11 protein-coding genes are annotated in these 12,434 nt (G+C 67.8%); 7 read left to right on the top strand and 4 right to left on the bottom strand.

Annotation, left to right across the window (positions count from 1 at the left end; all coding sequences use genetic code 11):
- Window positions 1-121: 121 nt before the first annotated feature.
- The 5 genes from QHF83_RS37000 (at window position 122) to QHF83_RS36980 (ending at window position 5,745) form a co-directional block, all read left to right on the top strand.
- Window positions 122-1,279 carry an acyl-CoA dehydrogenase family protein gene (locus QHF83_RS37000; RefSeq protein ID WP_282422759.1) on the top strand — a complete coding sequence of 386 codons (1,158 nt, stop codon included), beginning with the start codon at window positions 122-124 and terminating at the stop codon, window positions 1,277-1,279.
- Window positions 1,280-1,549: 270 nt separating this feature from the next.
- A complete protein-coding gene (kaiC, locus tag QHF83_RS36995) occupies window positions 1,550-3,307 on the top strand; it encodes a circadian clock protein KaiC (RefSeq protein ID WP_282422758.1) in 1,758 nt (585 codons plus the stop codon).
- On the top strand, window positions 3,304-3,615 hold the full coding sequence (locus QHF83_RS36990) for a circadian clock KaiB family protein (protein ID WP_282422757.1): 312 nt from the start codon (window positions 3,304-3,306) through the stop codon (window positions 3,613-3,615). The genes kaiC and QHF83_RS36990 overlap by 4 nt, the downstream gene beginning before the upstream one ends.
- A 10-nt stretch (window positions 3,616-3,625) precedes the next feature.
- A complete protein-coding gene (locus tag QHF83_RS36985) occupies window positions 3,626-4,018 on the top strand; it encodes a circadian clock KaiB family protein (protein ID WP_282422756.1) in 393 nt (130 codons plus the stop codon).
- A complete protein-coding gene (locus QHF83_RS36980) occupies window positions 4,015-5,745 on the top strand; it encodes an ATP-binding protein (RefSeq protein WP_282422755.1) in 1,731 nt (576 codons plus the stop codon). Before QHF83_RS36985 ends, QHF83_RS36980 begins: the two co-directional genes overlap by 4 nt.
- Window positions 5,746-5,749: 4 nt before the next feature.
- Here the strand turns inward: QHF83_RS36980 and QHF83_RS36975 are convergent, their stop codons facing one another.
- A complete protein-coding gene (locus tag QHF83_RS36975; protein WP_282422754.1) occupies window positions 5,750-6,481 on the bottom strand; it encodes a DUF2071 domain-containing protein in 732 nt (243 codons plus the stop codon).
- A gap of 66 nt (window positions 6,482-6,547) precedes the next feature.
- Between QHF83_RS36975 and holA the strand changes: the two genes are divergently transcribed.
- Window positions 6,548-7,606: a DNA polymerase III subunit delta gene (gene holA / locus QHF83_RS36970; protein WP_282422753.1), complete on the top strand. Its 1,059-nt coding sequence runs from the start codon at window positions 6,548-6,550 to the stop codon at window positions 7,604-7,606.
- 3 nt (window positions 7,607-7,609) lie between these two features.
- On the opposite strand, the gene QHF83_RS36965 is transcribed toward holA, so the two are convergent.
- Both QHF83_RS36965 and QHF83_RS36960 read right to left on the bottom strand, forming a co-directional pair.
- Window positions 7,610-8,437: a lysophospholipid acyltransferase family protein gene (locus QHF83_RS36965; RefSeq protein WP_282422752.1), complete on the bottom strand. Its 828-nt coding sequence runs from the start codon at window positions 8,435-8,437 to the stop codon at window positions 7,610-7,612.
- A 169-nt stretch (window positions 8,438-8,606) separates the two neighbouring features.
- The gene (locus QHF83_RS36960) at window positions 8,607-9,926 is read right to left on the bottom strand and encodes a hypothetical protein (protein ID WP_282422751.1); all 1,320 of its coding nucleotides are present in this window, start codon (window positions 9,924-9,926) and stop codon (window positions 8,607-8,609) included.
- Between the two features lie 319 nt (window positions 9,927-10,245).
- On the opposite strand from QHF83_RS36960, the gene glmU reads away from it, so the two are divergent.
- Window positions 10,246-11,670 carry a bifunctional UDP-N-acetylglucosamine diphosphorylase/glucosamine-1-phosphate N-acetyltransferase GlmU gene (gene glmU, locus QHF83_RS36955; protein WP_282422750.1) on the top strand — a complete coding sequence of 475 codons (1,425 nt, stop codon included), beginning with the start codon at window positions 10,246-10,248 and terminating at the stop codon, window positions 11,668-11,670.
- Between the two features lie 3 nt (window positions 11,671-11,673).
- Here glmU and ribA read toward each other — a convergent pair whose 3' ends face one another.
- On the bottom strand, window positions 11,674-12,357 hold the full coding sequence (gene ribA / locus QHF83_RS36950) for a GTP cyclohydrolase II (RefSeq protein WP_282422749.1): 684 nt from the start codon (window positions 12,355-12,357) through the stop codon (window positions 11,674-11,676).
- Window positions 12,358-12,434: the final 77 nt, after the last annotated feature.

The raw sequence follows: 12,434 nt of genomic DNA, 5'->3' as shown, positions 1-12,434 counted from the left end.
CGTGCCCGGCCGGAGTGGGAAGGTTCGTCGCGGGGATGGGGGCGGAGCCCAGCTTGTCCGGGCGTAGCCCCGCGCGTTGGATGGGGACGTTGCGGCAGCCTCTCGTGCTAGTGTCCCGCGCATGAGCGATGTCGTCTTCGACCTCGAGAACCCGACCGAAGAGCACCGGATGCTGCGCCAGATGGTGCGGAGCTTCGTCCGCGACGTGGTGGAGCCGCAGGCGGAAGAGCATGATCGCACGGGCACGCTGAACGTCCCCTTGCTGAGGCAGGCCGGTGAGCTCGGTCTGCTCGGGCTCACGATCCCGGACAACGACGGGGGCGCGGGGCTGGACGCCGTGGGCGCGGTGATCGTGCACCACGAGCTGTCGAAGAGCGATCCAGGCTTCTGCCTCGCGTACCTCGCGCACGCGGTGCTCTTCGTGAACAACTTCTACTACGCCTCGAACGCAGCGCAGCGCGAGCGCTGGCTGTCCAAGGTGATCTCGGGCGAGTGGATCGGCGCGATGGGCATGACGGAGCCGTCGAGCGGCACCGACGTGCTCGGGATGCGCACCGTGGCTCGGCGCGAGGGCGACGGGTTCGTGATCAAGGGCCACAAGGCGCTCATCACGAACGCGGTCGATGCCGACGTGTTCATCGTCTACGCGAAGGTCGACAACGAGGTGACGACGTTCGTCGTGGAACGGAACACGCCCGGGTTCTCCGTCGGAAAGAAGACCGAGAAGATGGGCATGCGCGCGAGCACCTTGAGCGAGTTCATGCTCGACGACGTGTTCGTGCCCGCGGAGAACGTGCTCGGCACGGTGGGCGGGGGCGTGCGCAACATGATGCGCAACCTCGAGATCGAGCGGCTCACGCTGGCGGCGATGAGCCTCGGCATCGCGGATCGCTGTCTCGACATCATGGTGCGGTACGCGGCGGAGCGGACGAGCTTCGGCAAGTCGATCGCGGAGCACGGACAGATCCAGCGCTACATCGGCGAGAGCTACGCGAAGACGGAGGCCGCGCGGGCGCTCGTCTACAGCGTGGCGCGGGATGTGGGCCCGGCCAAACGCAACCGCATCGGCACGGACGCGGCGAAGCTCTTCGCGGCGCCGGTGGCCAAGGAGGTCGCCGACAACGCGATGCAGGTCCTCGGCGGCTGGGGATACTGCAACGAGTACAAGGTCGAGCGGTTCCTGCGCGACGCAAAGCTCTTGGAAATCGGCGGTGGTACACTGGAGTCCCACCAGAAGAATCTGACCAAAGAGCTCCTGCGGAAGGTGAAGCAGGATTAAGCCACACAGCTCGAGCGATTTTCTTTCGACAACATTGCCTCGTCCTCCTACGATATCGTCAGCGTTGATGACGGATGGGGGATGGGTGGCCGTGACAACCTGTATCCTGTATTGCACGATGATCCGTTCTGTGCGATAGGGTCGATTCCAGGAAAGGATATGCCGCAGATGGAGCCGGTGCGGGATCCATAGGCGGCCAGGAGCAAGTTCGACGCCGGGTCGGCCTGCGTCCGAACGATTGAAATCATTTCGGCTGGGAGCTGGGTTCGTATGGACACATACGAGTCGAAGACGCCTGTTGGCGAGACAATAACAAAATCGACGAACGTTCTGCAAAAGGTCCCGACCGGTATCAAGGGTTTCGATGAAATCACGGTCGGGGGACTCCCGAGGGGGCGCACCACGCTGGTATGCGGCAGCGCCGGGGCGGGCAAGACGCTCTTTGCATTGGAGTTCCTGGTCCGCGGCGCGACCGAGCATGGCGAGCCAGGGGTATTCATCGCGTTCGAGGAGACCGCGGTCGAGCTCACGCAGAGCGTCGCCTCCCTCGGTTTCGACCTCGACGGGCTCGTCGCCAGCAAGAAGCTGGCGATCGACTACGTGCACGTGGAGCGGAGCGAGATCCTCGAGACCGGGGACTACGACCTCAATGGCCTCTTCGTGCGGCTCGAATACGCGATCGCGTCGGTCGGGGCGAAGCGCGTGGTCATCGACTCGCTCGAGACCCTCTTCTCGGCCCTCGGCAACGAAGGCATCCTGCGCTCCGAGTTCCGGAGGCTTTTCCGCTGGCTGAAAGATCGCGGCGTCACCGCAATCATCACGGGCGAGCGGGGCGACGGCACCCTCACCCGGCACGGAATCGAGGAATACGTCTCGGACTGCGTGATCCTGCTCGAACAACGCGTGCACGAGCGGTTTGCGACGCGATACCTGCGTGTCGTCAAATACCGCGGGACGATGCACGGGACGAACGAATATCCGTTCCTCATCCACGCCGGAGGCATCTCCGTCGTGCCCGTGACCTCGCTCGGGCTCACGCACATCGCCTCCGACGAACGCATGTCGACCGGCGTGCCGCGCCTCGACGCCATGCTCGGCGGAAAGGGAATCTTCCGCGGGTCGAGCGTGCTCATCTCGGGGACGCCGGGCACGGGCAAGTCGAGCCTGGCGGCGCACGCGGTCCAGAGCGCCTGCCGCCGCGGCGAGCGTTGCCTCTACTTCGCCTTCGAGGAGTCGCAGGGCCAGTTCGTGCGCAACATGCGCTCGATCGGCGTCGACCTGAAGCCCTGGCTCGATCAGGGCCGGCTCCAGTTCCACGCCTCCCGCCCCACGCTCTTCGGGCTGGAGATGCACCTCGCGAACATCCACCGGCTCGTCGAGGCCTTCGATCCGAGCGTGGTCGTGATCGATCCCGTGACGAATTTCGAGATGGTGGCGACGAACGCCGAGGTGCGCGCGATGCTCATGCGGCTCGTCGACTTTCTGAAGAGCCGCGGGATCACCGCGGTCTTCACGAGCCTGACGGCCGGCAGCGGCGCGCTCGAGGAGACGGACGTGGGGATCTCGTCGCTCATGGATACGTGGCTGCTCGTGCAGTTCCTCGAGGGCAGCGGCGAGCGCAACCGCGGGCTCTACGTGCTCAAATCGAGGGGCATGTCGCACTCGAACCAGGTGCGCGAGTTCCACCTGGGCTCGCACGGGATCGATCTGCTCGACGTCTACGTGGGGCCCGCGGGGGTCCTCACGGGGTCGGCGCGGCAGACGCAGGAAGCGAAAGAGCGCGCCGATGCGATCGCGCGGCAGCAGGAGATGGACCGCAAGCAGCGCGATCTCGCGCGGAAGCGCGCCCAGATCGAGGCGCAGATCCTCGCGCTGCGGGCCGAGTTCGAGGCAGAGGAGCAGGAGGTCATGGCCATCCTGGAGCAGGACAAACGTCGCGAGTTGGTCCTCGGCCGCGACCGTGAACAGATGGCCCGTCTTCGGCAGGCGGACCCGAACAAGCAGCAGAATGGAGGTGGTGCCGGATGACGAGCCCCGTGGACGTCCACCACGACGTGAACCCCGAGATCTGGGAATTACGTCTCTACGTCGCAGGCCAGACGAGGAAATCCCTCCTCGCGCTGGGCAACCTGAAGCGGCTCTGCGAGGAGCACCTCGCCGGGAAATATCGCATCGAGATCATCGATCTGCTCCAGCACCCGCAGCTCGCGGAAGGGGATCAGATCCTGGCGATCCCGACGCTCGTACGGCGGCTGCCCGAGCCGATCCGCAAGATCATCGGGGACCTGTCCAACGCCGAGCGCGTGCTCGTGGGTCTCGACATCCGGCCTCGTTGAGAGGACGACCATGGGGGGAAGCGAGCACGACGACGGGCGCAACGGAAAAACCCCCTCGGCGGTCGTCGGGGACGTGGACGACTTCTGGGCGCAGGCGCTCGTCGACGTGCCCCGGGAGACGTACGTCCTCCGGCTCTACGTCGTCGGCAATTCACCGAGATCGCGTGGGGCGATCCGCAACGTGCGGAAGCTCTGCGACGAGCACCTCGCCGGTCGCTTCGACCTCGAGGTGCACGACCTGAACCAGGAACCGTGGCTCGCGCGCGACGCGCAGATCGTCGCCGCGCCGACGCTGGTGCGGGAGCGGCCGCTGCCCGTGCAGCGTATCATCGGCTCGCTGTCCGACATCGAGCGTGTCCTCGTGGGTCTCGGCGTTTCTCCGAACCCGGCGGTGGATCCATGACGAAGAAGGACGACGAGGTGACCGCGAAGCCGGAGGCCCCGATCGTCGCGCACGACCTCCTCCTGCGCGTCGAGGAGGCCGAGGCGACGCTGGCCGCGATCCGCGCCGGCGAGGTGGACGCGCTCGTGGTCTCCGCCGACGGCGCGCCGCGGGTGTTCGTGCTGAGAGGCGCCGACCACGCGCACCGGACGCTGCTGGAGACGCTGAACGAAGGCGCGATGACGATCAGCGGGGACGGGACGATCCTGTTCGCCAACCGCCAGCTCGCCGAGATGCTCGGCCGCCCGCTCGGCAAGGTGCTGGGCGCCTCGCTGCGCGAGTGCGTCGGGCCCGCGGAGGCGGGGACGTTCGACGCGCTGCTCGCGGCGGCCAAGGGCGGGAGCGCAAAAGGGGAGATCTCGCTTCAGCAAGCGAGCGCGGCGCCGCTGCCGGTGATGCTGTCGATCCGGGACGCGGGCGAGGAGGACCCGACGTTCACCGTGGTCGCGACCGATCTGACGCCGCTCAAGGCCGCGGAGGCGGCGCTCCGGCAGGCGAACGACGAGCTCGAAGCGCGGGTCGCCGCGAGGACGGCCGAGCTCGTGAAGGCGAACGAGGCGCTCCGCGAGGCCGATCGGCGCAAGGACGAGTTCCTCTCGATGCTGGGGCACGAGCTCCGCAATCCGCTCGCGCCGATCCTCACGGCGGCGGAGATGATCCGCGTGGCGACGCACGGCGACGCGCGGGTCGAGCGCTTCCGCAGCGTGATCGAGCGGCAAGCGCGCAACCTCTCGCGGCTCGTGGACGACCTGCTCGACGTCTCGCGCATCACGCGCGGGACGATCACGCTGCAGACGAAGCTCGTGGATCTCGGGACCATCGTGCGGAGCGCGGTGGACGCGGCGCGGCCGCTCGTCGACGCCTCGGGCCACACGCTCCGGGTCTCGCTCCCGGCGGCGCCGGTGCTCGTGCAGGGGGATCCGACGCGGCTCGAGCAGGTGATCGTGAACCTCCTGAACAACGCGGCGAAGTACACGGAGCGCGGCGGCGAGATCGCGCTCTCGGTCGTGCAGGACAAGGCGTGCGTGACGGCGACCGTGAAGGACAACGGGATCGGGATGCCGGCGGAGCTCCTGCCGCGGGTGTTCGATCTGTTCGTGCAGGGTGAACGCGCGCTCGATCGATCGCAGGGCGGGCTCGGGATCGGCCTCACGCTGGTGAAGAGCCTGATCGCGATGCACGGGGGCACGGTCGAGGCGCGGAGCGAGGGCGTGGGCAAGGGCTCGGAGATCGTGGTGCGGCTGCCGCACGTGCTCTGCGACGCGCCGAGCGCGAAGGCGCAAGCCGCGGAGGAGGATCCGGGGAGCGTGCAGCGGGCGCTCGTCGTGGAAGACAATGCGGACGCGGCGGACATGCTCTCCGAGCTGCTCGGGCTCTGGGGCTACGACGTGCGGGCGGCGCAGAGCGGCGAGGAGGGCGTGTCGCTCGCGGCGACGTTCCGTCCGCACGTCGTGCTGCTCGACATCGGTTTGCCGGGCATGGACGGGTTCGAGGTGGCGCGGCGGCTGCGGGCGACGCGGCCGACGTCGCAGGCGCTCCTGATCGGCGTGAGCGGATACGGGCAGGAGGCGGATCGACGCAAGGCCGAGGAGGCGGGGATCGATCACCAGCTCATGAAGCCGCTCGATCCGCAGGTGCTCCAGGGGCTGCTCGAGCGCTCGAAGGGGCGGCGCGCGCGGAGGTCGTAGGGGCTCAAACGATGGGCACGAGCTTGTAGACGTCGACGTCGACGCCGGGGCTGTAGAGCGCGAGCGGCTCGCCGGAGGGCTCTGGCAGCCCCGCGGCCGCGACCATTCCGTCACGCCACGATTCGACCTTCACCTCGTGGAGCGGATACGGCACGTGATGCACGCGCCCGAGCGACAAACCCGAGCGGGTGCGGGCATACAGGATGTATCGCTCGGCGAAGAAATGCGTCAGCGTTCCGGGTTTGGCGGAGCCGATCGATTCTCCGATGTGGTAATGCGCCTCGAATTCGGCCGGCGTCGGGCCGGGGAAGAGGCGCTTGCTCCGGTAGTCGACGGTATTCTCCGCGATGTCGAGCTTCATCGAGGCGCGGTGGTAGGGCAAATGCCAGCCGGCGCGCGCGACCGCCACGGCGATCGTCGCGGCTGCGTCGAGGCTGAAGAACCAGACGCCCGGATCCTTGCCGCGAAAATGCACGTACGTGCGGACGTTGAGCTCGTGGAAATGCGAGATCCCCGGGACGGACGGGGACCAGCGCGGCGCGACGTCGCGCATCGTGAAGGGCACGACCCCGACCCACGCTTTTCCCTCGAACGTGTCGACCGAGAGCTCGGGAGGCAAGAGCCTCGTGATCGCCTCCGCGGGCACCTCCCAGTGCAGGAACAAGAGGGTTCGCCATCGCTGGAAGCCGGCGGGCCGGCCCGGCGGACGTAGGGCCGGAGAGAGGCGGTCGATCATGGCGGGGAACATGGTACCTCTTCCCGCGCTTGACGCGCCCCTCCGAAGGGACGAACGGAGAGACCCGTGACGCCCGAGCAAGCCATCCAGGAAGCCACGAAAGGGAACTTGCGGCCCGTCTACCTCGTGCTCGGCGAGGAGCGGTACCTCGCCGACAAGGTCGTGCACGCCCTCAAGGAAGCGACGATGAAGGGCGGCATCGCGGGGTTCAACGAGGACAAATTCACGGCCGGCGAGTCGAACGTGGACGCGGTCCTCTCGGCCGCGAAGATGGTGCCGATGATGGCCAAGCGCAGGTTCGTCCTGGCGCGTGGCCTCGAGCGCTGGGAGAAGAAGGGCGAGGGCGACGACGACGACGGCGGCAAAGGCGCCGCGGAGGGCAAGCGCGGGGTGAAGGACGGAAGTCCGCTCGACGCGCTCGCCGAGTACGCGAAGGCGCCGGCCTCGAGCACGGTGCTCGTGCTCTCGGCGACGAAGCTCCACGCGCAACGCAAGATCGTGACGGCGGCGAAGAAGGAGGACTTCCTCGTCAACTGCGAGCCCGTGAGCCGCAAGGCGCTGCCGACCGTGGTGCGGCAGATGTCCAAGGAGCGCGGGCACGACATCGCGCCGGACGTGGCCGATCACCTGGCGGAGATCGCCGGGCCGGAGCTCGGCTACGTGGCGGACGCGATCGAGCGGCTGAGCTTGTTCGTCGGCGAGGGCAAGCCGATCACGGAGGACGCGGTCGTGACGATGGTCATGAAGGTCCGGCCGGGCTCGGTGTGGGACCTCGTCGACGCGCTCACGCGGCGGCGGCTCGACAAGGCGCTCGCGGTGCTCGCGGAGGTCGTGGATTCGAAGGACGGGGGGCTGCCGCTGCTCGGGCTCGTGGCGTCGAACGTGCGGAAGATGGTGAAGATGGATTCGGCACTGCGGGCGGGGGCGAACGTGAACGAGGCGGCCGCGCGCGCGGGCATCCCGCCGTTCAAGGCGCAGGAGACGGCGCAGACGTTGAAATCGCTGCCGCGGGGGACGCTCCCCGCGTGGGTGCGCCTGCTCGCGGAGGCGGATCGAGCGCTCAAGGGCTCGAAACGCTCGCCGCAGGCGGTGCTCGAGACGATGTTGATTTCGATGTGTCGGTGAGACTCAGGCGGGAGGCGAGGCTTCGAACGCGGCCTGGGCCGTGGCTTTTGGAGCCTCGCTTTCGCCGCTTTCCTCCTCGGAGGGCAGCGTCGGCATCCACTTGCCGAGGCGCTCGAAGGCCGACGAGATATCGCCGCGCACGCGCTCGCGCAGGGTTTCGAGGTCGTCCATCGTCATGCCTTTCACGTCGATGGGCGGCAGGACCTCGATGCGGGCCTGGCATTTCACGCCGAAGACCCACGAGTTCTTGGGAATCGCGTGGCGCGTGCCGGCGACCGCGACCGGCAGGATGGGGATGCCCGTCTCGAGGGCGAGGCGGAACGCGCCGTCCTTGAAGGGCTTGATCTCGCCGTCGGAGGAGCGCGTGCCTTCGGGGAAGATCATCACGCTCATGCCGCGGTCGAGGTACCATTTGCAGCGCTCCATCGCCGATTTCGCGCTCTCGCGCTCGCCGCGGCGGAGCGGGATGTCGCCGGCCATGCTCATCATCCAGCCGAGGCCCGGGACCTTGAAATTGCTCTCCTTCGAGAGCCATTTCATTTCCCACGGCAAATAGCTGATCGCCGGGATGTCGGCGATCGACTGGTGATTGGCGACGACGATGAAAGGCCCGCTGTTCGGCGGCCGCTTCCAGCCGGAGACCTTCACGCTCCAGAGCGGATTCAGGCGGACGAGCATCGTGCCGCAAATGCGGAAGAATCTGCCCGTGATTTTGCGGACGCGATCGAATGGTGCGGTCGTGACGAACACCGCCGCGACGGCGCCCGTCGACACGGCCACGACACCCATGATCTCGAACCAGTTCCAGAGCGAAACAAGCTTGGCCTTCATGAGGGAAGGCCCATCTTTACCCGACCCCAGAATCGCGGGCAAGAGGAGGGAAGGGCATTTTCGGGCATGACGCAATGCGCGTCTCGCACTGCGTCGTTGGATTTCGTGCAATCGTGACGAGAACCTGACAGAACGAAGGCGAAAACCCTACATTCGTCTCGCGAGGCGGTTATTTTTTGCCGCCCTTGCCACCGCCGCCACCCTTCGCGTCACCGCCGCCGCTCTTCGAGCCGCCGCCGCCGCTCTTGCGGTCGCCGCCGCCCTTCGCGTCGCCGCCGCCGCTCTTGCGGTCGCCGCCGCCCTTCGAGCTCGGGCCGCTGCTCTTCACGCTGCTGCCGTGATCGTAACCGCCCTTCGCGCTGCGGCCGCGATCGTCGTCGCCGCCGCCCTTCGCCTTGCTGCTGCCGGGGTGCTCGGCGTCGTCCCGCTTGAAGCCGCCGCTGTCGCGGGCGAACGTCCCATCCTGGCCGAAATGCCGGCCGTTGTTGCCCTTCCTGCGGTCGTCGTGGTCGTGGTCGTGGTCGCGGTCGTGGTCATGGTCGTGCCGGTGGTGCACCTTCACGTGAGCGCGGCCGTAGCAATCGACGTCGCTGTCGAAGCCGCCCCGGAGGCTGAAACGGATGCGCGGCGCGGCCGCGATTTTGACCGTAGCGCTCGGGGCGTACACGCGAATGCCCGGACGATATCCCCAGATCGCCGCATGCGTGACGGAGCCGATGCTGAGCGACGCCGTCACGCGCAGCGGATTGAGCAGCGCCGCGGAGGCGCCGAGCTTCGCCGAAAAATAGAAGCCCGACGGCTCGGGGTCGAAATTCACGAACGTGGTCTTCTCGGCGACGAAGCCCATCCTGAGCTTGCGCGACTCGATCCGCACGGGCTTGAGGTCCACGTCGAGCACGTACACGCGCGTCTCGCCCGAGTCCGCGTCCGCGACCATCTCCAGCCGATCTTCACCCACGATCTGGATCGTGCCGCCGTGCGGGCCCACGGTCTCGTCGGGCAGCTTTGCCTCGGCCGTCACCTTGGCGCCCGCCACGAGCTCCGCCGTGCCGCCCACGGGCACGTGCATGACCCCGACCCAGGGTTTGCCCGAGACCGTCACCGTGTAATTGACCTCAGTGAGATCGGCCTCGAGCTTCGGCCCGGCTGCGACGAGCAGGCCCGTCTTGGCGTCGAGCACGAGCGGCACCGTCTTCGGCTCGCTCCCCTCGACCTTGTAGATGAGCGAGCCGCTGACGTCTTCCTTGACGCGCCCGGTCGCCGTGGCGGTGACCGCGGCCTTCACCTGGCCGTCGGTGTCGATGCGCCAGGCGACCGTCCCCTCGTCGTGCTCCTCGACCAGCGCCTCCGCCCCGAGATCCGCGTTGACGACCGCCTCGGCCTCGACGTTGACCGCTGCCGGCGCCGGGGCCTCGGAGCTGCTGCTGCTGCAGGCCGACGCGAACACGAGAACGAGAGACGCGAGCGATACGTGCGCGAAACGGGTCATGAGGTTCCCTCCGTCCTTCTCTCCGTGCATACACTGCGCCTGACGGAGAGATCATCAAAAAGGTCCAAATCCCCTCGAAAAGACCTCGCATCGGCACGGTTTCGACGCTATCCGGTCACCACAGAGACCACCCGACGAGACCAACCTCGCATTCATTGTTGCAGACAGGACGGCCTTTTCCCATTTCAACGGCCCTCAATGGCTGCGACAATGTTATGGCGCACGCGCTCCGGCGGCGGCCGCGTCCGTCCGCGGGCGTCCGGGAGGCGTTTCGCCGTTCGCTGGGGGGTCTCGGGAGGCCGTGCTAGGTTCGGCGCCGATGACGACCCAAGCTGGATCCTCCCTCACCGCCATCGTCCTCGCCGCCGGGCAAGGCACGCGCATGAAGAGCACGAAGCCCAAGGTGCTTCACCCGCTCTGCGGCCGGCCGATGGTCGACTACGCCATCGAGGCCGCGCTCGCCGCCGGATGCGGGGACGTCGTGGTCGTCGTGGGGTATGGCCGGGACGAACTCGCCGCGCATCTGACGAAGGCGTTCGGCGATCGCGTGCGGACGGCGGTGCAGCAAGCCCAGCGCGGGACCGGGGACGCGGTGCGATCGGCCCTGCCGACGCTGGATCCATCGGCCGAGCGGGTGCTCGTGCTCTGCGGGGATACGCCGCTGCTCGATCCGGCCGAGCTCGTGCGGCTCGCGGGCTCGATCGAGGGCGGCGCGCCGCTCGCGATGCTGACGGCGATGACCGAGGATCCGACGGGCTACGGCCGCGTGCTCCGGGACGCCGAAGGAAAGATCCTCGCCGTGCGGGAGCATCGCGACGCGACGGAAGAGGAGCGGCGCGTGCGCGAGGTGAACACGGGCGTGTACGTGGCGCGGGCGAGCTTTTTGCGAGAATCGGTGGCGGGGCTCTTGCCGAACAATGCGCAGGGCGAGCTTTATTTGACGGATATCGTGGCCGTCGCGGCGAAGGCGGGCGGGGTCGCCTCCGTGCAGGCCGAGAGCGCGTCGGCGCTCGTGGGGGTGAACGAACGGGCGCAGCTCGCCGCGGCCGAGGACATTCTTTACGGGCGCATCGCGGACCGGATCCGGCGCGCGGGCGCGACGGTGCGGGCGACGGCGCGGATCGACGCGACCGTGGTCGTCGAGCCGGACGCCGTGATCGAGCATTACGTGGTTCTGCGCGGAAAAACCCGCGTCGGCGCGAATGCGAGGATCGACGTGGGCTCGGTGCTGACGGACGTGGAGGTCGCGCCGTCGGCCCTGGTAAAACCTTATTCGATCGCGAGCGATTCGACGATCGGCGAAAATGCGCAGATCGGACCCTTTTCGCACCTGCGCCCGGAGAGCCGCATCGAGGCCGAGGCGCACATCGGCAATTTCGTCGAGACGAAGAAGACCGTCGTCCGCCGCGGGGCCAAGGCCAATCACCTCGCGTATCTCGGCGACGGCGACATCGGCGAGGGCGCGAACATCGGCGCCGGGACCATCTTTTGCAATTACGACGGATTCAAGAAGCACCGCACCGAGATCGGCGCGGGCGCGTTCATCGGCAGCGATACGCAGATCATCGCGCCGGTGCGCATCGGCGTGGGCGCGTACGTGGCCACGGGCACGACGATCACGCGCGACGTGCCCGACGACGCGCTCGCCATCGCCCGGCTGAAGCAGGAGAACAAAGAGGGCTACGCCTCGAAGCTCAAGGCGCGGCTCAAGGCGAGCGTGACGAAGAAGCCGTCGGGCGGCTGAACGTCACTCGGCGTCGATGTTGTTGTCGGCGGAGGCGAGGAGCGCCGCATCCAGCGGCGGCAGCGAGTGCCCCATCCGCACCCGCTTCGCCTCCAGATACCCCTGGCTGAACGGGTTCGTCTCGACGATCGAGGGCTCGCGCGCCTCGACCCGCGTCCCGAGCTGCCGCAGCGCCTGCACCTTGAGCGGGTTGTTCGTCATGAGCTGGATCGAGGCCACGCCGAGGTGCTCGAGCATCGCCGCGGCCGGCGCGTAATCCCGCGCGTCGTCCGGCAGTCCGAGCAGCCGATTCGCGTCCACGGTGTCGTGCCCCCGCGCTTGCAGGTCGTATGCGCGGATCTTGTTCGAGAGGCCGATGCCCCGGCCCTCCTGGCGCAGGTACACGACAACGCCCTGCCCCCGCCGCGCGATCTCGGCCTGCGCCGCCTCGAGCTGACCGCGGCAGTCGCATTTCAGCGAGCCGAAGACCTCGCTCGTCAGGCACTCCGAGTGCACCCGCACGAGGACGGACGACCGTCCACGCACATCGCCCATCACCAAGGCCACATGGTCCGGAGAGAGCCCGCTCTCGGCGGTCTGCTCACCGTACCGGAACACGATCATCTCGAACAAACCCGTCTGCGTCGGCACCGGGGCCTTCGCCAGGATCTCGAGTCGAGGCCGTATCACCATGTCGGGGACGTACATCTCGCTCTCCTCAGCGTTTACGTGGACGTATATAGCATCCCCCGGGCGCTCCCAGAACCTCGGGATCTCCGGGGACG

The organism is Polyangium sp. 15x6 (assembly GCF_029960785.1).
In the GTDB taxonomy this organism is placed as follows: Bacteria; Myxococcota_A; Polyangia; order Polyangiales; family Polyangiaceae; genus Polyangium.
This window is presented reverse-complemented; position numbering and strand designations above follow the sequence as displayed.

Excerpts from the sequence above, each read along its gene's own strand:
- QHF83_RS36980 (WP_282422755.1), top strand. The coding sequence starts at position 4,015 with ATGACGAAGAAGGACGACGAGGTGACCGCGAAGCCGGAGGCCCCGATC.
- kaiC (WP_282422758.1), top strand. The coding sequence starts at position 1,550 with ATGGACACATACGAGTCGAAGACGCCTGTTGGCGAGACAATAACAAAA.
- QHF83_RS36960 (WP_282422751.1), bottom strand. The coding sequence starts at position 9,926 with ATGACCCGTTTCGCGCACGTATCGCTCGCGTCTCTCGTTCTCGTGTTC.
- glmU (WP_282422750.1), top strand. The coding sequence starts at position 10,246 with ATGACGACCCAAGCTGGATCCTCCCTCACCGCCATCGTCCTCGCCGCC.
- ribA (WP_282422749.1), bottom strand. The coding sequence starts at position 12,357 with ATGTACGTCCCCGACATGGTGATACGGCCTCGACTCGAGATCCTGGCG.
- QHF83_RS36990 (WP_282422757.1), top strand. The coding sequence starts at position 3,304 with ATGACGAGCCCCGTGGACGTCCACCACGACGTGAACCCCGAGATCTGG.
- QHF83_RS37000 (WP_282422759.1), top strand. The coding sequence starts at position 122 with ATGAGCGATGTCGTCTTCGACCTCGAGAACCCGACCGAAGAGCACCGG.
- QHF83_RS36985 (WP_282422756.1), top strand. The coding sequence starts at position 3,626 with ATGGGGGGAAGCGAGCACGACGACGGGCGCAACGGAAAAACCCCCTCG.
- QHF83_RS36975 (WP_282422754.1), bottom strand. The coding sequence starts at position 6,481 with ATGATCGACCGCCTCTCTCCGGCCCTACGTCCGCCGGGCCGGCCCGCC.
- QHF83_RS36965 (WP_282422752.1), bottom strand. The coding sequence starts at position 8,437 with ATGAAGGCCAAGCTTGTTTCGCTCTGGAACTGGTTCGAGATCATGGGT.